Annotated in this window: 17 protein-coding genes; 9 read left to right on the top strand and 8 right to left on the bottom strand. The window is 42.6% G+C overall.

The window, feature by feature from the left end; translation table 11 throughout:
- Window positions 1-44: 44 nt before the first annotated feature.
- The 3 genes from leuS (at window position 45) to GS399_RS07335 (ending at window position 6,237) form a co-directional block, all read left to right on the top strand.
- On the top strand, window positions 45-2,840 hold the full coding sequence (gene leuS, locus GS399_RS07345; RefSeq protein WP_160843976.1) for a leucine--tRNA ligase: 2,796 nt from the start codon (window positions 45-47) through the stop codon (window positions 2,838-2,840).
- Window positions 2,841-2,978: 138 nt separating this feature from the next.
- The gene (locus tag GS399_RS07340; RefSeq protein ID WP_160843975.1) at window positions 2,979-5,480 is read left to right on the top strand and encodes a TonB-dependent receptor; all 2,502 of its coding nucleotides are present in this window, start codon (window positions 2,979-2,981) and stop codon (window positions 5,478-5,480) included.
- A gap of 100 nt (window positions 5,481-5,580) precedes the next feature.
- Window positions 5,581-6,237, top strand: coding sequence for an HAD family hydrolase (locus GS399_RS07335; protein ID WP_160843974.1), 657 nt, complete (start codon window positions 5,581-5,583; stop codon window positions 6,235-6,237).
- Window positions 6,238-6,267: 30 nt separating this feature from the next.
- On the opposite strand, the gene GS399_RS07330 is transcribed toward GS399_RS07335, so the two are convergent.
- From GS399_RS07330 to GS399_RS07310, 6 genes are all read right to left on the bottom strand, one after another.
- Complete coding sequence (locus tag GS399_RS07330) at window positions 6,268-6,600, bottom strand: hypothetical protein (protein WP_160843973.1); 333 nt, start codon at window positions 6,598-6,600, stop codon at window positions 6,268-6,270.
- 410 nt (window positions 6,601-7,010) lie between these two features.
- Window positions 7,011-8,501 (bottom strand): L-arabinose isomerase, encoded by a 1,491-nt coding sequence (gene araA, locus GS399_RS07325; protein ID WP_160843972.1) that lies wholly within the window; start codon window positions 8,499-8,501, stop codon window positions 7,011-7,013.
- Window positions 8,502-8,594: 93 nt separating this feature from the next.
- On the bottom strand, window positions 8,595-8,729 hold the full coding sequence (locus tag GS399_RS20955; RefSeq protein ID WP_255491578.1) for a hypothetical protein: 135 nt from the start codon (window positions 8,727-8,729) through the stop codon (window positions 8,595-8,597).
- A gap of 52 nt (window positions 8,730-8,781) precedes the next feature.
- Window positions 8,782-9,480, bottom strand: coding sequence for an L-ribulose-5-phosphate 4-epimerase (locus GS399_RS07320; RefSeq protein ID WP_160843971.1), 699 nt, complete (start codon window positions 9,478-9,480; stop codon window positions 8,782-8,784).
- A complete protein-coding gene (locus GS399_RS07315) occupies window positions 9,467-11,173 on the bottom strand; it encodes a ribulokinase (protein WP_160843970.1) in 1,707 nt (568 codons plus the stop codon). Before GS399_RS07315 ends, GS399_RS07320 begins: the two co-directional genes overlap by 14 nt.
- 74 nt (window positions 11,174-11,247) lie before the next feature.
- Entirely contained in the window at window positions 11,248-11,955 is a 708-nt protein-coding gene (locus GS399_RS07310) for an NUDIX hydrolase (RefSeq protein WP_160843969.1), read from the bottom strand.
- 177 nt (window positions 11,956-12,132) lie between these two features.
- On the opposite strand from GS399_RS07310, the gene GS399_RS07305 reads away from it, so the two are divergent.
- The 6 genes from GS399_RS07305 (at window position 12,133) to GS399_RS07280 (ending at window position 20,325) form a co-directional block, all read left to right on the top strand.
- Window positions 12,133-14,103, top strand: a complete 1,971-nt coding sequence (locus tag GS399_RS07305) for an alpha-L-arabinofuranosidase family protein (RefSeq protein WP_160843968.1) — start codon at window positions 12,133-12,135, stop codon at window positions 14,101-14,103.
- Window positions 14,100-15,125, top strand: coding sequence for an arabinan endo-1,5-alpha-L-arabinosidase (locus GS399_RS07300; RefSeq protein WP_160843967.1), 1,026 nt, complete (start codon window positions 14,100-14,102; stop codon window positions 15,123-15,125). The genes GS399_RS07305 and GS399_RS07300 overlap by 4 nt, the downstream gene beginning before the upstream one ends.
- A gap of 28 nt (window positions 15,126-15,153) precedes the next feature.
- Window positions 15,154-16,194 (top strand): aldose epimerase family protein, encoded by a 1,041-nt coding sequence (locus GS399_RS07295; RefSeq protein WP_160843966.1) that lies wholly within the window; start codon window positions 15,154-15,156, stop codon window positions 16,192-16,194.
- A gap of 95 nt (window positions 16,195-16,289) precedes the next feature.
- Window positions 16,290-17,834 (top strand): alpha-N-arabinofuranosidase, encoded by a 1,545-nt coding sequence (locus tag GS399_RS07290; RefSeq protein WP_160843965.1) that lies wholly within the window; start codon window positions 16,290-16,292, stop codon window positions 17,832-17,834.
- An 86-nt stretch (window positions 17,835-17,920) separates the two neighbouring features.
- Window positions 17,921-19,834, top strand: a complete 1,914-nt coding sequence (locus tag GS399_RS07285; protein WP_160843964.1) for a glycoside hydrolase family 97 protein — start codon at window positions 17,921-17,923, stop codon at window positions 19,832-19,834.
- Window positions 19,835-19,863: 29 nt separating this feature from the next.
- Window positions 19,864-20,325 carry a substrate-binding domain-containing protein gene (locus GS399_RS07280; RefSeq protein ID WP_160843963.1) on the top strand — a complete coding sequence of 154 codons (462 nt, stop codon included), beginning with the start codon at window positions 19,864-19,866 and terminating at the stop codon, window positions 20,323-20,325.
- 230 nt (window positions 20,326-20,555) lie between these two features.
- Here the strand turns inward: GS399_RS07280 and GS399_RS07275 are convergent, their stop codons facing one another.
- Both GS399_RS07275 and GS399_RS07270 read right to left on the bottom strand, forming a co-directional pair.
- A complete protein-coding gene (locus GS399_RS07275; protein WP_160843962.1) occupies window positions 20,556-20,972 on the bottom strand; it encodes a hypothetical protein in 417 nt (138 codons plus the stop codon).
- 38 nt (window positions 20,973-21,010) lie between these two features.
- Complete coding sequence (locus GS399_RS07270) at window positions 21,011-21,910, bottom strand: flavin reductase family protein (protein WP_160843961.1); 900 nt, start codon at window positions 21,908-21,910, stop codon at window positions 21,011-21,013.
- Between the last annotated feature and the right edge of the window lie 234 nt (window positions 21,911-22,144).

Below are 22,144 nucleotides of genomic sequence, written 5' to 3'. Positions count from 1 at the left end.
GGAGTTCAATTTTATTATTTTCGCAGCTCAATTGTAACGCGGAAATGGATTATCAATTTAAAGATATCGAATCAAGATGGCAGAAGTTTTGGGCGGAGAACCAAACATTCAAAGCTTCCAATCAATCTGAAAAACCTAAGTTTTATGTGTTGGATATGTTTCCTTACCCTTCGGGAGCAGGGCTTCATGTCGGCCATCCGCTCGGTTATATAGCTTCCGATATTTTTTCGAGATATAAAAGGTTGAAAGGTTTTAACGTGCTGCATCCAATGGGTTACGATTCATTTGGATTGCCGGCCGAACAATACGCGATTCAAACCGGTCAGCATCCGGCGATCACAACGGAAGCCAATATCAACCGCTATCGTGAGCAGCTTGATAATCTGGGCTTTTCGTACGATTGGAGCCGCGAAGTTCGGACAAGTGATCCTTCCTATTATAAATGGACGCAATGGATTTTCATGCAGCTTTTTAATGCGTGGTATAACCTCGAGACTGATAAGGCCGCGCCCATCTCAGAATTAATTGAGCTTTTTGAAACGGCTGGAAACGAAACCGTAAAAGCGGTTTGTGATGAAGAAGTTGAACAATTTTCAGCTGACCAGTGGCTGGGTTTCTCGGCTGAAAAGAAAGAGCAGATCCTGTTAAGTTACCGCCTTACTTATCTGAAGGAAAGTACTGTTAACTGGTGCCCGGCTTTGGGAACCGTATTGGCTAACGACGAAGTAAAAGATGGCTTTTCAGAACGCGGAGGTTTTCCTGTTGAACAAAAGAAAATGATGCAATGGAGCATGCGGATTACGGCTTATGCCGACCGGTTACTCCAGGGCCTGGATACAATTGACTGGCCGGAACCCTTAAAAGAAATGCAACGTAACTGGATAGGAAAGAGCGTCGGAGCATTAGTTGCGTTCAAAGTAGAGGATGAAAAGTTAAAGGGCGAGGCTATTGAAGTTTTTACTACCCGTGTAGATACGATTTTCGGTGTTTCATTTTTGGTAATCGCACCGGAGCATGAATTGGTGGAACAACTAACCACTGAAGGCCAAAAACCAGAGATCGACGCCTATATTGCTCAAACTAAGAAAAAGTCCGAGCTGGACCGTATGGCTGATACCAAAACCGTTTCCGGAGCTTTTACGGGAAGCTATGTCATTAACCCGGTAAATGGCGAAAAGGTCCCCGTTTGGATTGCTGATTATGTTTTAGCAGGCTATGGCACCGGTGCAGTAATGGCTGTTCCTTCCGGCGATCAACGTGACTATCTCTTCGCGAAAAAGTTCGAGTTACCAATCATTCCGATTTTGGATGCACAGATCGATCTGGATAAACAAGCCGATGCAACCAAAGACGGAAAATACATTAATTCACGCTTCATCAATGGAAAAAATTACCAGGAAGCAATTCCGGCTTTAATCGAATTCCTGGAAGCAAAAAGTGCAGGAAAAGCGAAGGTGAATTACCGGATGCGCGATGCAATTTTTGGTCGCCAGCGCTATTGGGGTGAGCCCGTTCCTGTGTACTTCAAAGGGGAATTGCCTGAACTAATTGATGAAAAAGAGCTTCCTTTGGTGCTTCCGGAAGTTGATAAATATCTTCCTACAGAAAGCGGTGAACCGCCATTAGGGCGTGCTGAAGATTGGAAATATCAAAGTCAATATGAATACGAATTGAGCACAATGCCTGGCTGGGCCGGTTCAAGCTGGTATTGGTACCGGTATATGGATGCACAGAATGGCCAGGAGTTCGCATCGAAAGAAGCGATCGAATACTGGAAAGATGTTGATCTGTATATCGGCGGTTCCGAACATGCAACCGGCCATTTGCTTTACAGCAGATTCTGGAATAAATTTTTGAAAGATCTTGGGTATGTGGTTGAAGAGGAGCCTTTCAAAAAGCTGATTAACCAGGGAATGATCCAGGGAAGATCAAATTTCGTTTATCGTGTCATTGATGAGGACGGCCGCGGAACAAACACCTTCGTTTCATATGGCTTAAGAGATCAATATAAAACTTCAGAAATCCATGTAGATGTGAATATTGTTGAAAATGATATTCTTAACCTCGAAAAGTTCAAAACTTTCCGGCCAGATTTTGCAGACGCTGAGTTCATTCTTGAAAATGGCAAATACCATTGCGGCCACGAGGTTGAGAAGATGTCAAAATCCAAATTCAACGTAGTTAACCCGGATGACATTATCGAACGTTACGGCGCTGATACACTTCGCTTATATGAGATGTTCCTCGGTCCGCTGGAGCAAAGCAAACCCTGGAATACCAATGGTATTGAAGGCGTTTTTAAATTCCTGCGGAAATTCTGGAAGCTGTTTCACGATGATCAGTTCAACTTCCGTGTAACTGATGGTGAACCAGGTAAATCGGAATTAAAATCACTTCATAAGATCATTCGTAAAGTTGAGGAAGATATCGAACGTTTTTCATTTAACACATCGGTATCAAGTTTTATGATCTGCGTTAATGAGTTAACCGACTTGAAATCAAGCAATCGTCAGATCTTGGAACAGTTAACTATTGTGCTTTCCTCTTATGCGCCACATATAACGGAAGAACTTTGGTCGCTAATGGGCCATGATTCGGGTACTTTATCTTACGCTCAATACCCGAAGTTCAACCCCGAATACCTGGTTGAGGATGAATTTGCTTATCCGATTTCCATTAACGGGAAAATGAAAATGAACTTAAATATTTCGTTAATGCTTGAAAGTGCTGAAGTTGAACGTTTTGTGCTTGATAATGAGGATGTAAAGCGCTATCTAGACGGGAAAACTCCCAAAAAGCTTATTTTTGTGAAAGGTAAAATAGTCAACATTGTTGTATAAATAAACTTCAAAGCGGATCCTGATCCGCTTTTTTTGTTTAACGCACTTTTGCTAAAAAAATCATATTAAATAAGCTTTAAAATTTAAGAAATGATGTAACAAAGCATGTATTTTTGCGCCTAAATGAAAAATGCTGAAATGAAAAGAATTTTTACCTTCATATTTTTACTGGCAATAGCTATAACTGCGCAAGCACAGATGGGCGGCGGCGGTTCAACGGTTGTTGGCAGAATCTCCGGAAACGTTATTGACTCTCTTACTAAAAAGCCGCTTGATTACGCTACTGTAACCCTTTACCGTAGTAAGGGAAAAGTTCCTTTGAACGGTGTGTTAACTGACGAAAAAGGAAACTTTAAGTTAAATAACGTCGCGCCGGGAAACTATAAAGTTACGGTGACTTTTATTGGTTATCCAACTAAGACATTCGATCCGATAAAAACGACACCTGAAAAGCCCGACAACAACATGGGTACCGTAATAGTATCACCTGGCGCAAATGCGTTAAAAGAAGTCCAGGTTACCGGTACACAGTCTGTTATCGAGAATAAGATTGACAAAATGGTTTACAACGCCGAAAAAGATGCGACTGTTAGTGGTGGCAATGCCGGCGATGTTTTACGTAAAGTTCCAATGGTTGCGGTTGATCAGGACGGTAACGTCTCTCTTCGTGGCAGTCAGAATGTTAAAATTTTGATCAACGGCCGGCCTTCGGGGGCGGTTGCCAGCAGCGTTGGCGATGCCATGAAAATGATGCCGGCCGATCAGATTAAAAGTGTTGAAGTAATTACAAGTCCCTCGGCCAAATATGATGCTGAAGGAACTGCCGGAATTATCAATATTATTACCAAGAAGAAAGATGTTTCGGGTGTTAGCGGATCGATAAGCGGAGGCTTGGGTACCCGTCAAAATAACGGTAATGCAAACCTGAACGTTAACAAAAATCGTTTGAGCGTTAGCGGTAACTTCGGAGGTAATCTAACCTGGCCGCAAACAAGTAACATCAATAATTATTCGACCAGCCTTGCAACTGGTGATGTCGTAAACCAGCAGATTGGTACAACACGTACAAAGCGTTATGCTTATGTAGGGTCTGGAAATGTCGCTTATGATTTTAACGATAAAAACAGCGTTTCAACCGGCATTCGTTTTAACAATACCCAATTTTCAACGGAAGGCTTTACAGATAATTCTGGCTTTAGAAATTACGTACAGAATAATAACACAACCACTGATTTTGGCGGATTCGACTGGAACGCGGATTATACCCGTAAATTTAAAAAAGAAGGAGAAGAACTTACTTTTGCCGGACAATGGAGCTACGGTAAAACCAATACCGATATTGATGCATTTTATAACCTGCCGATCTTTAAAAATCAGCAAGGCGGGAACAATGCGTTAAACAATGAATATACTGGTCAGCTTGATTATGCCTTGCCGATCAATAAAGTCATCAAACTGGAAGCTGGCGGTAAGTTAATCAGCCGTAAAATAAACAGCGATTACGAAATTTTCGGACAAGGTGTTGACGGCAACTATGTATTTGATAAAGAAGCTTCCAACACGTATGATTATTCTCAGGATGTTTATTCAGGATATACAGTACTTAGTTTCCAGTTTAAAAATAGCGTTGGTTTACAGGCTGGCGCACGTGTGGAAAACACTCAGATTGACGGTACGTCAAGCAATTTTGTAACTGCGCTTCCGCCGTTTTCAAACAGCTACACGAACTTTATACCAAGTTTTGCTATTTCAAAGACCTTTAAAAAATCGCAAACAGTTAAATTGAGTTACAGCAAGCGTATTCAGCGTCCGAGTTTGCAGTTCCTGAATCCATTCCGCAACACAAGCAACCTGCAATATCAAACACAAGGTAACCCGTATTTATCGCCGGAGATATCTCAAAGCGTTGAGCTAAATTATTCAACGTTTATCAAGTCGAGCGTAATTAATGCTTCAATTTACTACAGGCATACAGATGATATTATCGAAAGCTTTTTAACACAGCCTGAATACTCGTACGTTGATGCAAACGGACAAACACAAACCATACAGACGAATCTTACCAGTTACCAAAATACCGGAAATAATAACTCGTTCGGTGGTAGCTTTTTCGGTCAGGTAATTCCTGTTAAAAATCTGACGTTGCGCACAAGTATAAACCTGTTCAGCTATAAGCCTACAGCAAGCAGCCAGTTCCAGGATGCGACCACCCAGGAGAACAAGACTTATCTGCAGTATAATATTTTTGGGCAGGGATCGTACAATCTACCGAAGAACCTCGTGATAGAAACATTTGCAATTTTTAATGCTCCGCGAAGAACGCTGCAAGGAAGATATCCTTCATTTAACATGTGGGTTATTTCGATGAGTAAGCAGTTTATGCAAAAACGTGCTAAAATTGGTGTAAACGTAATCGATCCTTTTAACGAGGTGAAGCATTTCGATTCGCAGGTTAACAACGGAACCAGCCTTGTTAATACGAACTTTGCCCTGCCGTTCCGCTCGGTGGGTGTAAACTTCAGCTGGAGCTTTGGAAAAATGAATTTCAACGCTAATCCGCAACAGAAAAAGAAACGCGGCGTAAATAACGACGACCTTAAAAGCGGCGGCGATAACAACGGCGGCACAGGAAATCAGTAATTAGTTTTTGATTTGTATAGTAAACCGGTTTGACTTTGTCAAACCGGTTTTTTTACGTTCAGGTAATTTTTATGAAACCATTATTTGGCATATTTGAAACATGAGTTCGAAAGCTTTTTTATTTGATTTAAACGGAACAATTATCGATGATATGGGATTTCATACCATCGCATGGCATAAAATTCTGACTGAGGACCTTGGCGCAAATTTGACCCAGGATGAAGTTAAACTGCAGATGTATGGAAAAAATAGTGAACTATTGGAACGTGTTTTTGGAGCAGGACATTTTTCGGATGAAGAAATGGAACGCTATTCTTTCGAGAAAGAACGCCGCTACCAGGAAGCCTACCGGCCATATTTAAAGCTTATCGACGGCCTGGATTTATTTTTAGAAAAGGCGCATCTTAAAAACGTCAAGATGGCAATCGGATCGGCCGCCATTCCTTTTAACATTGATTTTGTGCTTGATAATCTCAAAATTCGCCGCTATTTTCCTGTTGTAGTTAGCGCGGATGACGTTGTGTTAAGCAAACCTGATCCTGAGACGTTTGTGAAAGCAGCGGATTTGCTTGGCATAAATCCATTAGATTGTATCGTTTTTGAAGATAATCCAAAAGGAGTGGAAGCGGCATTGCGAGGCGGAATGAAAGCTGTTGTAATCACTACCATGCACGAGCCGTGGGAGTTTAAGCATCTTCCTAATATTCTTGCTTTCGTCGACAACTATACCGATCCTTTCCTGGATACATTATTGTAACCGATACGCCGGAAATCCGGCGTATCCAGATCATTTTTTTGGTGGCTTCGAAGTAGCTTTCGTAATTGAATCTGTTCCGGATGTTCCAGTTCCCGAACCGCTTTTTCCTTTGGTGGGTGTACCGGTCCCCAAACTGGTACTGTTATTTGAAGAACCGGATTCTGTTCCTACCGTTCCCACGCCTGTTTTTGAAGGTGCGCTTTTCATAGATTTCTTTTTTGAGGTAGTCGATTTTTTAGTTGTGGCCGATTTACTTTGGGTGGTTGTATTTTGTTTGTTCTTTTTAGTGGTGTCGCTTTGAGCAAATGTATTATTGATCATGAAAACCATGACTATAAATACTAAAAAACCTAATTTCTTCATGGCGGATATTTAACTGGTGTTAATATAGCTACATATCAACGCGCCAGATGTTTACATGAATTCAAATTTAGGGAGTAACCTGTTTTTGTTTTGAAAATGAAAGGACTGTAATACTATCATCTTCATCCCCGCTTTACCTTCAAGTCCGTTTGTCTTTCCCTTACACGCTGCCGCACACGTCAATCCGGGCTTTTCGTGCAATCGGGTTTATAATGATCGCTAATACTGTAACTCAGCCGTACGTCAGTCTCGTTAGCCTTTATTGGAAAATAACAGCACAGGTTTTTACCAGTTTAAACCTGGTAAAATAGAAATGGCTTTCGCCGGGTTTCGCGTCCCGACAGGAAAGCCATTTGTAATGGAAAGCAGGCTGGCGGATACCACCAGCACTGCTTGCTTTTCAAAAAAAATTATTTATACGCTGCTTCACTCCAGCGAAGCTCCTTCTTTAACTGGTCGAGTTTTGTATCTCTTCCTATTGTTATGGATTCAATTCCTGCTATGTCGGCAAAGTCCTGCATTTGCTCGGCTGATAAATTCTGACTGTAGCAGGTATGATGTGCTCCGCCAGCGTAGATCCATGCGGCGCAACCGGTTTTCATGTCCGGGTAAGGTTTCCATAGCACCCTGGCTACAGGAAGATTTGGTAAGTCGTGCTCCGGTTCAACAGCCTCAACTTCATTAATCAATAACCTGAAACGATTGCCCATATCAATCAGTGATGCGTTAAGTGCACTTCCGCCGGCAACATTAAATACTAAACGAACCGGATCAGCTTTGCCGCCTATTCCCAACGGATGAATTTCCACTTTTGGTTTTCCGCTTGCTATCGATTCATCGATTTCTAGCATATGCGAGCCTAAAACCATCGAGTTACTGGGATCAAAATGATAAGTATAATCTTCCATGAATGCATTTCCGCCCGGCAATCCGCTTCCCATCACTTTGCAGGCACGAACAAGGGCAGCAGTTTTCCAGTCGCCTTCGCCGGCAAAGCCATAGCCTTCATTCATTAGGCGTTGCGCAGCAATGCCCGGCAATTGGATCATGCCATGCAGGTCCTCGAATGTGTCGCTGAATCCTTTAAATCCGCCGTTTTGCAAGAATGACCTCAATCCAGCCTCAATTTTTATAGCGTCGATAAGCGACTGATGATTGCCTCCTTCCTTAAGCAATGAATCTGAAACTGTGTATCTTTCCTGGTATTCATCCAGAAGCTGTTTAACCGATTGATCACTCAAATCGTTTATTACCTGAACAAGGTCGCCGATTCCATGTGTGTTGACTGAGAAGCCGAATTTCATTTCAGCCTCAACTTTGTCACCGTCGGTAACGGCAACGTAGCGCATATTATCTCCAAAGCGAACAAATTTGGCGCCCTGCCAATCATGCCAGCCTGCTGCTACACGGGTCCATGAGCCTATTTCTTTTACTGTTTGCTGGTCCTGCCAATGTCCAACTACTACCTTGCGGTTTAAACGAAGCCTGGAAACCATAAAGCCGAATTCCCGATCGCCATGCGCACTTTGGTTAAGGTTCATGAAATCCATATCGATACTTCCCCAGGGAATATCCCGGTTAAACTGCGTATGCAGGTGAAGAAGTGGCTTCTTTAAAATATTCAGCCCACGAATCCACATTTTTGCCGGTGAAAACGTGTGCATCCAGGTGATCAAGCCGATGCAATTTGGATGAACGTTTGCCTGCTGAATAACTTCATAAATCTCTTCGGTAGTTTTTACCGTAGGTTTAAAAACAACCTGGACGGGAATTTCCTTTTCGGCATTCAATGAGCTGGCAATTTGCTGAGCGTGCTCCGCTACCTGTTTGAGAGTTTCTTCTCCGTATAAATGCTGGCTTCCTGTAATGAACCAAACTTCAAATTTCTTTAAGTCGATCATGCTATATCTATGCTTTGTTTAATGTTTCTTATGCCATTTTTAAGGCTTTCGTTAATATGTTGCACATCATCAGCTGCGTTTGGCCAACTTCGGTCAGCCTTTGGACAGCGTCAGGTAGCCTTCGGACAGCGTCAGGTAGCCTTCGGACAGCGTCGGGTAGCCTTCGGACAGCATCAGGTAGCCCTCGGACAGCGTCAGGTAGCCTTCGGACAGCGCCTTCGAAAACAATCCGATTGTTCATTCTTTTATCATGTACCTTGCTTAACTCAATAAGCATCAACTACTGCCCGTAATAACTGTCCGGACCGTGTTTTCTTTCAAAATGTTTTTTGATAAGTGAATCTTTTAGTCTCGGGGCGTTAGGATTAATTTGCTCGGTCAATAAAGCCATTTGAGCAATATTTTCAAGCACAGCGCTATTGTAAACCGCTTTCTCTGCATTTTTGCCCCAGGTAAATGGCGCGTGATTGCCCACCAGTATCATTTCCAGATCTGCCGGGCTTAGGTTTTTTTCCCGAAGACAATCCATGATCTGGAAACCGGTTTCATATTCATAGTTCCCGCTGATCATTTCGTCAGTCATCGGCGGAGCGCATGGAATGTCAACCGTATTGTGATCAGCATGTGTTGTTCCAAAAATTGGGATATCACGCTGTGATTGAGCCCATGCGGTTGCGTACGTAGAGTGAGTATGCGAAATTCCACCGATGTTCTCCCAATGTTTATAAAGTACCGCGTGGGTCTTCGTGTCGGAGGAAGGCCTAAAATGTCCTTCAACTATCTTGCCGTCAAAATCGACAATCACCATTTTTTCAGCACTTAGCTGATCGTAAGGTACGCCGCTTGGTTTGATAGCGAAAACACCCAGACTTCGATCGGCTGCGCTTACATTGCCAAAAGTGAAAATTACCAGGTTCAGCTTGGGTAAAAGCATATTTGCTTCATAAGCTTCTTGCTTGATTCGGTTAAACTGACTCATTGGTATATGTTTTTCCGTTTTTTTCCATGATATGATTTTCTATATCATCGGATAACATAATAAATTTCCGGTATCTGTTTGCATAAACACCGACTCTTTCTTTATCCGGGTGATATTCCGCCTCGAATCCCTGCCCCATATTTTCCATCGCATCTTCAACAGTTGGATACAGACCGGCTACTGTTGCCGCGAACATAGCGGCACCCGCCGCACAGGTTTGTTCGGATCTGTGGATTTTTATCGGCATATTCATTACATCTGCCATCATCTGCATGATAAACGATGATTTTTTTGCCACGCCACCAAGACCGATCAGACCTTTTACAGGAACTCCTTGTTCATTGAACCGATCAACTATTCTTTTGGCACCAAAGCAGGTAGCTTCCGCGAGTGCCCTGAAAATACGCGGAGCATCAGTGCCTAAATTAAGACCAAACAATGCTCCTTTAAGCAATTGATTGGCATCGGGCGTACGCCTTCCGTTTAACCAGTCAATCGCCAGCTCGTCGTTCTCAGAAAGCGGAATTTTAGCCGCCTGGATACTTAATTCGGAAATGATCTTATGATTGATTTCTTCTGTAAGCCGACTCGCGGTTTCGCCATCAATTACATTTGATTGCGACAATAAATTTTCCAGCGGCCAAGCTAAGATTTTCCTGAACCAGGCATACGTGTCGCCAAATGCTGATTGCCCGGCTTCCATTCCCATCATTCCCGGAATAACGGACCCCGGTACCTGCCCGCATATTCCGCCAACAAGTACACCATCAACTTCGGCGGAAGGGGCTACGAGCATATCGCAGGTAGAAGTTCCCATAACTTTGCTTAGATGATACGGCTCAATTTGACCGCCGACAGCACCCATATGAGCGTCGAAAGCGCCGATTCCAACTGTTATATCAGTGGAGAGTCCGAGTTTTTCCGCCCATTCCTCGCTTAAATGTCCGGCTTGTTCGCTTGATGTATAAACAGAAGTGAACAATTTTTCTGTGAAGCACGCCAATAGCGGATCAAGCGATGAAAAAAACTCGTCCGGCGGCAAACCCTTAAATTCTTCGGCCCATAATGCCTTATGGCCGGCAGCGCAAATGCCTCGCTTAATTTGAGAGGATTCGTTTCCGCCGGTAAGCAGAAATGGAATCCAATCGCAATGTTCTACCCACGAGCTGCAGGCTTCTCTTACTTTTTCGTCGATTCTTAAAATGTGTAACAGCTTAGCCCAAAACCATTCCGAAGAGTAAATTCCACCAACAAACTGTAAATAATTTATATCAAATTTCGTCGCATGATTGTTTATTTCGCCAGCTTCTTTTACAGATGTGTGATCTTTCCAAAGGACAAACATTGCGTTCGGATTTTCTGCAAACTCTGGCAACAAGGCCAGAGGAGTCCCCGAACTGTCGACCGCTACCGGCGTTGATCCTGTTGTATCTATCGAAATCGCCCTAACGTTTGCCGCGGCTTCCGGGCCGGCTTTCTGTATGCATTCTTTAATCGTTGCCTCCAGGCCTTCTACATAATCAAGCGGATGCTGCCTGAATTGATTAAGGCCAGGCTCGCAATAAAGGCCTTTTTTCCAGCGTGGATAAAAGAATACAGCTGAAGAAATCTCGCTGCCATTGCTGGCATCGACAAGGATGGAACGCACAGAATCTGTTCCGTAATCAATTCCAAGAACTAAGTTTTGGTTCATAATTGTTATTCGTGTCTAAATAACACTTATTTTTTTAGATATACCAATAATTAAAAAGAATTTTTTTTCAAAAATCAGATCAGCAAATTATCAGGATTTGGAATAAAGTTCAGGAAAGCCTGCATTTTGTCGGCATAACTGCCTTTGTCAAGCTGGTAGTAAAACGCCCCTTTTTTTGATCCGCCTTTATCTTTTTCTTTTTGTTTGACTAAAAGTCCGGTAGACAACACCTTACGGCTAAAGTTCCGTTTGTCAAAGGAAGCGTCATACACTGCTTCATAAAGATTTTGTAACTGAGGTATCGTGAATTTTTCCGGAAGCAATTCGAAAAGAATAGGGTGTATGGCTGCTTTATAGCGAAGTTTCTTTTTCGCTAATTCAACCATTTCTGTATGATCGAATATCAGGTCGGGAATTTCGCTTAGCAGAACCCATTCGGCATGATATTCATCGCTTAATTGTTTTTCATATTGATGAATATCGATTAAGGAAAAATATGCTACAGAAATCGTTCGTTCGGTCGGATCACGATGTACATTTCCAAACGCGTAAAGCTGTTCGAGGTAAACGCCTTTTAATCCGGTAAGTTCATGAAGAATTCTGTCGGCAGCTTTTTCAAGATCTTCTTCTGGTTGGATAAAACCTCCCATCAGGCTCCATCGTCCCTTCTCTGGTTTAAGACCGCGGTGGATAAGTAACAGCTTTAAATTTTCGCCATCAAACCCGAATATAATTGAGTCAACCGCAACTAAATAACGGGTTTGTTTTAGGTATCGCGACATTGGTTTTCGTAATTTATTGCAATATATATTATTTGAACAGTTTGCAAATGTAAAAAATCAGATTAAACAACGTTTTCATTGCAATTGCCTGAAATTATAAATGTAATATTGACATTTATAAAAACTTACTTAACTTGTGCTTTCAAACGCAATTACCAATTATACCATAAAAAGTAAATGAAGAAATCGCTATCCGCGCTGCTGATTTTTGCAGCTACCTGTGCCATTGGGCAAACAAAAAAAAAATATAACGTACAGTACGACGAAATAAAGGCGGACGTTCAACCAACCATGTGGGGTGTCTTTTTTGAAGATATTAATATGGGCGCTGACGGAGGAATCTACGCTGAACTCGTGAAGAATCGTTCGTTCGAATTTTATAAGCCGTTGATGGGATGGACAATCAAAAGAGATAAATTCAATGAAGGCGACATTTTGGTTGTAAATCGTAAAGATGAAAATACTGCGAATCCAAGATATATTCGTGTTAAGGCGAATAACGCTGTAAATGGATCACTGAGTTTAACCAATGAAGGATTTCGCGGGATGGGTGTAAAAAAAGATCTTGGTTATGATTTTTCGGTGATGTATCGCCAAAAGTCACCCGGTTTAAAGCTACACACCGAATTAGTGGATTCGACGGGAAAAGTTATTGGTGCTGGTGAGCTTTCACCTTCGGAAACGGGTGATTGGAAAAAGCAGTCAATAAGTTTTAAAAGTAACGCAACTGTACAAAAAGCGAAACTAAACATCTGGTTTGAAGGATCCGGCGAGATTGATCTCGATATGATTTCATTGTTTCCACAAGACACCTGGAAAGGTCGGAAAGGCGGCTTTCGTTCGGATATGGTTCAGTTGCTGGCTGATATGAAACCTGGGTTTATTCGTTTCCCGGGTGGTTGCATTGTTGAAGGTCATGAACTTTCCACACGGTATCAATGGAAGAAAACGATCGGGCCGATCGAGGAACGGCAGCTGATCATCAATCGCTGGAACACTGAATTTGCACACCGGCCAGCTCCGGATTACTTTCAGACGTTTGGATTGGGTTTCTTCGAGTATTTCCAGCTGGCTGAAGATATTGGCGCACAGCCGCTGCCAATTTTGAATTGCGGAATGGCGTGCCAATTCAATACTGCCGAAGTGGCCGCAATTGATGAGCTGGATCCATATGTACAGGATGCGTTGGATCTGATAGAATTTGCAAATGACAGCACTGATACCAAATGGGGAAAGGTTCGTGCGGAGATGGGACATCCCAAACCTTTTAACTTAAAAATGATGGGTGTTGGTAACGAAAACTGGGGACCGCAATACGTAGAGCGGTTAAAAATCTTTACCAAAGCTATTAAGGACAAATATCCTGATTTTAAATTGGTAAACAGCTCGGGCACTGATCCTGACGGCGAACGCTTCGACTACCTTAACACGACATTGCGGGGAATGAAAGCGGATATCATCGATGAACATTATTACCGCAGGCCCGAATGGTTCCTTCAAAACGCATCGCGTTATGATAATTATCCAAGGAACGGGTCGAAGATTTTTGCCGGTGAATACGCAGCGCAAAGCGATAAAACAGTGAGCGTTGATAATAAAAACACACTTCAATGCGCCATCGCTGAAGCAGCCTTTATGACCGGCCTTGAAAGAAATGCCGACGTTGTAAATATGGCGTCATACGCGCCGCTTTTTGCGCATATTGATGGTTGGCAATGGACACCGGATTTAATCTGGGTGGATAATCTTAATTCGTATGGAACACCTGATTATTATGTACAGAAGCTGTTTTCTGTAAACAAAGGAACTCAGGTTGTAGCAATGACCGGAGACGGAAAGGCAATCGCGGGTACGGACGGTATTTTTGGCTCGGCTGTTGTTGACCGTAAATCGAAAGAGCTTATCATTAAAATGGTTAATTCGAATGCCTCTGCTCAGAATGCCGAAATATCGTTAGGCGGAAAAGTCAAACTTTCAAAAAATGGCGTTGTAACCGTTTTAAGTGCTGATAACCTGAACCAGACAAACTCTTTTCAGGCGCCGAAGGCTGTAAGTCCGCAGGATAAAGCAATCAAAATTTCCGGCGGTAAGGTGAGTTTAGCGATGACTCCCAACTCATTCAATGTGATTAAGATTAAAATGTTGTGAAACGAATAGCTTATTTAGTCGGCTGTTTTCTGCTCATTTGTTGCCGGTTAATAGCCCAGGAAGCGAAACAAATCTCGGTTCACGATCCGGTGATGATCCGGCAAAATGGTACTTATTACATTTTTTGTACGGGCCCGGGGATTTCCGTTTGGTCATCTCCTGATATGAAAAACTGGAATCGTGAAAAGCCGGTTTTTGATGTTGCGCCGGAATGGGCGGTTCAGACAGTGCCGGGATTTAAAAATCACATCTGGGCGCCGGACATTTCCTTTCACAACGGCTTATATTATTTGTATTATTCAGTTTCGGCTTTCGGGAAAAATACGTCCTGCATTGGCGTTGCAACCAACAAGACACTCGACCCGCGATCTGCCGATTTTAAATGGACAGATCACGGAAAGTTGATACAATCCGTCCCTGGAAAAACAAACTGGAACGCGATTGATCCAAATTTGATTTTAGATAAAAAAGGAACGCCATTTCTGGTTTTTGGATCATTTTGGGACGGAATTAAAATGGTTAGGTTGAATAAAAATCTGTTGGAACCGGATGGGGATCTAACAAGCATACCAACCGTTGCAAGCCGTAAAACTGAAAAATCTAAAGAAAATCCACCTGCCGTTGACGGTAACCCTGCCGACGCCGGAGGAAACGCTATTGAAGCTCCGTTTGTCTTTCAAAAAGGCGCATACTTTTATTTGTTTGCATCGATCGATTATTGCTGTAAGGGTTCAAACAGCACTTATAAAATGATTGTAGGGCGTTCCAAAAAGTTATCTGATACATTTAAGGATAAAAATGGAACCAACCTGGATGTTGGCGGTGGAACTATCGTTTTAGCCGGAAACGATCAGTGGCATGGCGTTGGACATAACGCTGTTGTTTCATTTGATGGTGTTGACTACCTGGTATTTCATGCTTATGATGCTTCGGATAACGGCAGACCAAAACTCCGCATTGAACAGATCAGGTGGAAGGATGGCTGGCCAAACGTTTCAGAAACGAATAGTGAAAAGAAGTAACTTTATCGCGTTACATCAATATACCCTTATGCTTAGCAGAACGAATTTTCAAAAAGAACTTAACGGCAAAAAAACGGATCTTTTTACACTTAGAAATAAGTCAGGAATGGAGGTTGCCATCACTAACTTTGGGGGAAGAATTGTTAGCATTCTCGTTCCGGCAAATGATAATACCACCGTTGATGTGGTAGCAGGTTTAGATTCTATCCATCATTACGAAAACGAAACCTATTATCTTGGAGCTTTGATCGGCAGATACGGAAATCGAATTGCCAAAGGAAGGTTTTCGTTGAATGGCGAAACCTATTCGCTGGCTATAAATAATGGGGAAAACGCGCTGCACGGTGGTTCTGCCGGATTTCACAACCAGGTTTGGGATGCAGAGCAGATCAATGAAAATACGCTTAAATTGCACTATTTGTCCAAAGATGGCGAGGAAGGCTTTCCCGGAAATTTAGCGGTCACTGTTATTTATACGGTTAACGACGACGATTCCCTGGAGATAGATTATAAAGCAAGCACCGACAAAACAACTGTTCTCAATCTAACCAATCATACTTATTTTAATTTGAACGGAGATGGAAGCGGCGCGATACTGGATCACCTGGTAACTATCAATGCTGATCGTTTTACGCCTTCAGATGAAACGCAGATTCCAATTGGTATCGAGACAGTTGAAGGGACGCCTTTGGATTTTCGACGCGAGACAAAAATCGGTGAACGGATTGATGCCGAAAATAAGCAACTGGAAATTGCCCGCGGCTATGATCATAATTACGTACTCAATAAAAAAGGAAATGAATTAAGTAAAGCAGCATCGGTTACAGGACCCAAAAGCGGAATTACAATGGAAGTGTACACAACGGAGCCGGGTATGCAATTCTATACCGGTAATTTTCTCGATGGCAAAATGCCTGGAAAATCTGGCAAACCGGTTGATTTCAGAACTTCGCTTTGCCTGGAGACGCAACATTTTCCTGATTCACCTAATCATCCTGAATTTCCAACCACTACCTTAAACCCGGGTGAAATTTATAAAAGTACCACCATTTATAAATTCCTGAGTTAGTCTTAAAAACTGATTCAACCGAAAGGAAATTTATGCTAAAATATAATTGTTGATTTGACAATTATATTTATATTCGAAGCGCTAATCAGTACATTATGAACTTGAAAAAAATTACTTTAACGGCACTCGCCGGATTAACTGCCACGTTTTCATTTTCGCAAACGGTTAATATTACCGCTAAAGCAGGCGATCCAAACAGGATTATCGACAGAAATATTTACGGACATTTTTCCGAGCATTTGGGAAGATGTATTTATGACGGTTTTTGGGTAAGTCCTGATCTGAATGTTCCTAAAAAGGACCGTATCCGGCTTGACATCGTGGATGCGTTAAAGAAAATAAAAGTTCCGAATCTCCGCTGGCCGGGAGGTTGTTTCGCTGATGAATATCATTGGCGTGACGGTATTGGTCCGCGCGACCAACGCCCGAAAATGGTTAACACAAACTGGGGCGGAGTGACGGAAGATAATAGCTTCGGTACCCACGAATTTCTTGAGTTGTGTGAACTGATCGGTTGTGAGCCTTATATCGCCGGAAACGTCGGTAGCGGCACTGTGGAAGAAATGGCTAAATGGGTTGAATATTTGAACTCGAGCGCCGAAAGTCCGATGACAAATCTGCGTAAGCAAAACGGTCATCCCGAGGCTTACAAAGTAAAATTTTGGGGAGTAGGTAACGAAAGCTGGGGCTGCGGAGGCGATATGACAGCCGAGTTTTATACTGATCAATATAAACGTTACGCAGTTTATGCCCGTAACTACAAAGATGCTCCGTTGAAAAAGATTGCCAGTGGTGCAAACTCCGACGACTACCACTGGACAGAAACGGCCATGAAAAATATTGGACGCAGAATGTGGGGCCTGTCATTACATTATTATACCATACCAACAGGCGATTGGGGTAAAAAAGGTTCAGCGACCAGTTTTACAGATGCTGAGTATTTTAAAACCATGAAAAATTGCCTGCACATGGAAGAGCTTGTAACAAAACACTCTGCTATTATGGATAAATATGATCCAGAAAAGAAGGTGGCGTTGGTTGTGGATGAGTGGGGCGTTTGGACAGATGTTGAACCTGGAACCAATCCCGGATTTTTATACCAGCAGAACAGCATGCGCGATGCTCTGATTGCCGGCACGACCCTGAATATTTTTAACAATCACAGCGACCGCGTAAAGGTTGCCAGTCTTGCGCAAAGTATTAATGTATTGCAATCGTTAATTCTGACGGATCGTGAAAAGATGATCCTCACACCAACTTACCACGTGTTTGATCTTTACAAAGTTCACCAGGATGCAGAATATATTCCTTTAAGCTTTACGAGCCCGGATTATTCGGTTGATGGAAAATCGATTCCAGCACTAAATGTTTCTGCATCTAAGGATAAATCAGGTGCAATACACATTTCCCTTGTTAATCTCGATCCGGCAAAACCTATCAAAATTCAAACTGCGCTGGAAGGTCAAAGCTGGAAATCAGTTTCAGGCCAAATCCTTACTTCTGCGAAACTGACAGATATAAACACGTTTGACAAACCGAACAATATTCATATCGAAAAATACGCCGGCGCGAAAAAGCAAGGCAGCCAATTGGTCGCTGAAATTCCCGCTAAATCAGTTGTAGTACTCGAATTGAAATAAATTAGTCGTTTAGTTGCGTCTGCTGTCATGTTGAGCGGGGTCAAAACATCGGCTCCGCTCAACATGACAATTAATATTTCTTTGTTATGATCAAGAAGCTTTTATTCATCCTGTTCTTGTTGCCGGCCGTTGTAGGGAAAGCTCAGAACATATCTGTAAAAAGTCCGGATGGCTCCATTTCGCTAACATTTAAACTGAAAAATAATCAGGCTTTTTATAATGTATCGCGAAACGGCACGCAAGTGTTGGAGGATTCCCGTCTTGGCGTAATTGAGAAGGAAGCTAATTTGTCGGATGCTTTATCATTGATATCGGCCGAAAAACAGACCATCGTTAAAGACAACTATTCGCTCTATACAGGAAAAAAGAAAAACTATTCATACCTCGCCAACAAAAGAACTGTTCATCTTAAAAATCCAACAGGCAAAAAGCTGGATATTATTTTCCAGGTTTCTAACGATGGTATCGCTTTTCGTTATTTCTTTCCTGGACAGGGCGTAGTTAATATTTGGAGTGAATCAAGTTCGTTCAAGTTTGATACTGATACAAAGGCCTGGCTCCAGCCCATCGCGGAAGCTAAAACAGGCTGGGAGCATACGAATCCCTCGTATGAAGAATATTACCTGAAAGATGTTCCCGTGGGAGTTGATTGTCCCACCAAAGCAGGCTGGGTTTATCCGGCTTTGTTCCATTCTAAGGATACGTGGATGATCGTCAGCGAAACCTGGATGGACGGGAATTATTGCGCGACAAGGTTGAGTCCCGAAGCGAAAAACGGGGAATATCATGTGACGTTTCCGGGTGATAAAGAAATTTTTACGGATGGCAACGCTAAGCCGCAAGTCAAGGGTTCATTTTACTCTCCATGGAGGATAATTGCACTCGGCAGTTTAAAAACGGTGACCGAATCAACTTTAGGAACCGACCTTGCCAAGCCTGCCGAAAAGATCAATACAGCTTTTGTTAAGCCTGGAATCGCTTCCTGGAGCTGGGTATTACTGAAAGATGATTTTACCGTATACAACACTCAAAAGCAATTTATCGACTATGCGGCAGAAATGAAGTGGCAGTATTGCCTGATTGACGCGGACTGGGACCGAAAAATTGGCTACGAAAAAATAAAAGAACTGGCTGATTACGCTAAAACTAAAAATGTCGGATTGATCTTATGGTACAATTCCGCAGGAAAATGGAACACGGTTCCTTATACCCCAAAGAACAAATTAATTTCTGCCGAATCACGTGCTGCTGAATTCAGCAAATTAAAGTCGATAGGAATTAAAGGCATCAAAGCGGATTTTTTTGGTGGCGACGGCCAATCGATGATAAAATATTACATAGATCTTTTCAGGGATGCTGCAAAGTACGGTCTGATGGTTAACTGTCATGGCACCACCTTGCCGCGCGGTTGGCAGCGCACTTTTCCCAATGTGGTTACAATGGAATCCATCAAGGGAATGGAATTTATAACGTTTGAGCAACAGAATGCCGATGAGGAACCTGCACATGCTACAACGATTCCATTTACCAGGAACGTTTTCGACCCCATGGATTTTACGCCGATGGCGCTGTATAAGATCCCGAATATCCAACGACGTACCACTGCCGCTTTCGAATTGGCAACGCCGGTAATTTTCACATCCGGCGTTCAGCACATGGCCGAAACACCGGAGGGAATGAGTCATGTTCCAGGCTATGTTAAAGCTTTACTTCGGGAATTGCCCGTAAGCTGGGATGAAACCAGGTTCATTGACGGATATCCCGGTAAGCTGGTCGTTATGGCGCGGCGCAGCGGAAACAAGTGGTTCGTGTGCGGAATCAACGGCGAGAACCAGGAAAAAGCATTAATGCTGGATCTTTCATTCTTAAAAAACGAGGCAAAGTTGATCAGTGATGGGCAAGAGAAAAATTCTTTTACAGAACAGCAGGTAAAACCTTCGGCAAAAACCAGCGTAACGTTAAAGCCATACGGAGGATTTGTACTTGTAGCCGACAATTAACACCGGTATATTTGCGTCAAATTTGAAGAATGGAGAATTTGTCACGAGCTGTTTACAAAGAGATTTTATCCGGAAACGAAGAGCTGGAAGACCTGGTCAACCTGGTAAGGCACAAGCTGAAATTTATTGAACAGAAACCAAAAGTTCTTCTGATCTCTAATCTGAATCCTGTTGAATTCAGTTCTGAGACCGACCTGGTCTCACTTGCGGGCGGTCAATCGGCTGGCGCTTTCGAAAATCCTTCTGAAGCTGATGTAATCATTATTTCGCCTCAAGGGTCATCGCTCGGTAATTCACTTCAAAATATTTCTTCCCTACTTTCCGAAAGCTGGTGGAGCGCTTCGAGGGCGGCGGTACAAAACAAGGTTTACATTTTTGATTCAACAAATGATGACCCGGTTAATGCGCTTGAATCTTTGGCGGAAATGATAAATCCGAAGCAGTTTGTTTTCGGGCATGAAGGAGAGAAGTGGGTGAGGTTTGGGGTGTAGTGACATAACGTTTCGTCATCATTCGCGTTTGCAACGCGGATGTACGAGGTTTGCGATTACATCGCTCTCTGTTTATTTATCTTTCTGTGCAGCCAAAGATTTGTTGATTATTGCGACAAAGTCGCGGTTCTCAGGCATCCTCGTTGCAAACGACGACGATTGGGGGTTCAATCCGCAAGTGCCGGAGCAGCGTAAAAACAGGCCGCATAGTTGATATTTTTCGCACGGCCTTACTGATAAAATTCGTTGTCAGTTTTGATTCTGTTTTCATACAAATCGTCCCAGTCTTTATATATCTGTACAGTTGGCCAGTGACCTTCTTTGTTGATAGAGCCTGACCAACTTAAATGAACAACTGCGTATTTAAACTCGGAATTAAAAACTCGAAATAACACGTCGTCATTATCTCCTCGCCGAGCTAAAGTTTGCACTTTCTTTTCATACAAAATATGCCTGAAACTCAATTCGGATGCAAGTTGTTCATTTAAATCTTGCTCAGTCCAATACCAAGGCTCCGGTAATTCTTTAGTCTGATTAGGTTCGCTAGTAGTTTCTAATGTTAAAGGTGTATTCAAATCCAAATTGTTTTTTTTTCGAAATGCTCGGCAGAATATTTCGTAGACCACGTTAGGGTAGTGATGTTTCATTCGATAAATACTTAGTAATCAAAAGATTAATAATTAAACTACATCAACAACACTTTCCACGCATCCATTACCCGGCCGTTATCTAACAATTGTTTGGCTTTTAAATGCAGGTGTAGGGTGCGGGTGTGGCTGTCACCGGTGGTAGCATCAACCAGTTGTTTCATTTCATCGGTTTGACTAAAAGCTTTTACATCCTCATCGGATGGCAGCGATTCAACAAGTCCCAATAATCCCAGGTTATTCCCGGTCAATACTTCGGAGCTTGTAACCTCTTTGGGAAAAGCATCAACGCCGATACCTATTCCGGCACTGCCTACTGGTTTAGAAATTTTAAATAAATTATCGCTTGTTACCCTACAATACCAATCACCGCCTAAACGAGCCACCAGATCTATTTTACGCGGGTCTATTTTGCCGTTAGCATCCAATATCGCTTCATTGATATGAATCCGTTTCACTTCGGCAATAATCAAATTACCCGCTCCCCCGTTTTTTCCTAACGATGTCACATCATTCACTACGCATTCCAGTTGAACGGTCGATTCCGCTACCCTCGGTGGCTTTATCGTCTCCGAAGGCAGTTCAGTAAACCCCGCTTTCGCAAATTCATTTACGCCTTTTTTGTAATCCATACTGGTTAAATAGGTCTGTTGCACCATATCGTAGTTCACAACATTAATCACACATTCAGGCACTTGCAAAACGTTTTCGAGCGTGTGTTTAGTGGTATTATCCCGCGCCCTGCTTGTCGGTGAAAAAACACATATCGGTGGATTGATACTAAAAACATTAAAAAAACTAAACGGACTTAAATTAACCTGACCGTTTTTGTCGATAGTGGATACAAAGCATATTGGCCGGGGTGCAATGGCATAGTGCAAATAAACTTGCATCTCTGCCGGTGTCAACGATGATGCATCAATAGTTTTTAACTTCATTCAAATTTTATTTAAAGCTTAGTCAGCTTAAGTTTTGAAATTATAAAAATCTAGCAATACCGGAGTGGATGATAGGAAAGTTGTGAGCGTGATGAAAGTATGGTACGAGCTGCAAACTCGTATCAGCGTGGGGAAAATAAAAAGTATGAAAGTAGTCAGTGAAGACACAACCACGGTGGCGGTTAAATTTTTAGCTGAAAACGAACGGCAGAAATCCTTTGCAATTGAAGCCCT

The organism is Hufsiella arboris, assembly GCF_009834875.1.
Classification (GTDB): domain Bacteria; phylum Bacteroidota; class Bacteroidia; order Sphingobacteriales; family Sphingobacteriaceae; genus Hufsiella_A; species Hufsiella_A arboris.
Note: the sequence above shows the minus strand (reverse complement) of the source record. Positions and strands in the feature narration are given on the sequence as shown.

Coding starts and splice junctions, on each gene's coding strand:
- GS399_RS07285 (WP_160843964.1), top strand. CDS start 17,921: ATGATCAAGAAGCTTTTATTCATCCTGTTCTTGTTGCCGGCCGTTGTA.
- GS399_RS07320 (WP_160843971.1), bottom strand. CDS start 9,480: ATGAGTCAGTTTAACCGAATCAAGCAAGAAGCTTATGAAGCAAATATG.
- GS399_RS07295 (WP_160843966.1), top strand. CDS start 15,154: ATGCTTAGCAGAACGAATTTTCAAAAAGAACTTAACGGCAAAAAAACG.
- GS399_RS07310 (WP_160843969.1), bottom strand. CDS start 11,955: ATGTCGCGATACCTAAAACAAACCCGTTATTTAGTTGCGGTTGACTCA.
- GS399_RS07305 (WP_160843968.1), top strand. CDS start 12,133: ATGAAGAAATCGCTATCCGCGCTGCTGATTTTTGCAGCTACCTGTGCC.
- GS399_RS07340 (WP_160843975.1), top strand. CDS start 2,979: ATGAAAAGAATTTTTACCTTCATATTTTTACTGGCAATAGCTATAACT.
- GS399_RS07275 (WP_160843962.1), bottom strand. CDS start 20,972: ATGAAACATCACTACCCTAACGTGGTCTACGAAATATTCTGCCGAGCA.
- GS399_RS07280 (WP_160843963.1), top strand. CDS start 19,864: ATGGAGAATTTGTCACGAGCTGTTTACAAAGAGATTTTATCCGGAAAC.
- GS399_RS07330 (WP_160843973.1), bottom strand. CDS start 6,600: ATGAAGAAATTAGGTTTTTTAGTATTTATAGTCATGGTTTTCATGATC.
- GS399_RS07315 (WP_160843970.1), bottom strand. CDS start 11,173: ATGAACCAAAACTTAGTTCTTGGAATTGATTACGGAACAGATTCTGTG.
- araA (WP_160843972.1), bottom strand. CDS start 8,501: ATGATCGACTTAAAGAAATTTGAAGTTTGGTTCATTACAGGAAGCCAG.
- leuS (WP_160843976.1), top strand. CDS start 45: ATGGATTATCAATTTAAAGATATCGAATCAAGATGGCAGAAGTTTTGG.
- GS399_RS07270 (WP_160843961.1), bottom strand. CDS start 21,910: ATGAAGTTAAAAACTATTGATGCATCATCGTTGACACCGGCAGAGATG.
- GS399_RS07290 (WP_160843965.1), top strand. CDS start 16,290: ATGAACTTGAAAAAAATTACTTTAACGGCACTCGCCGGATTAACTGCC.
- GS399_RS07335 (WP_160843974.1), top strand. CDS start 5,581: ATGAGTTCGAAAGCTTTTTTATTTGATTTAAACGGAACAATTATCGAT.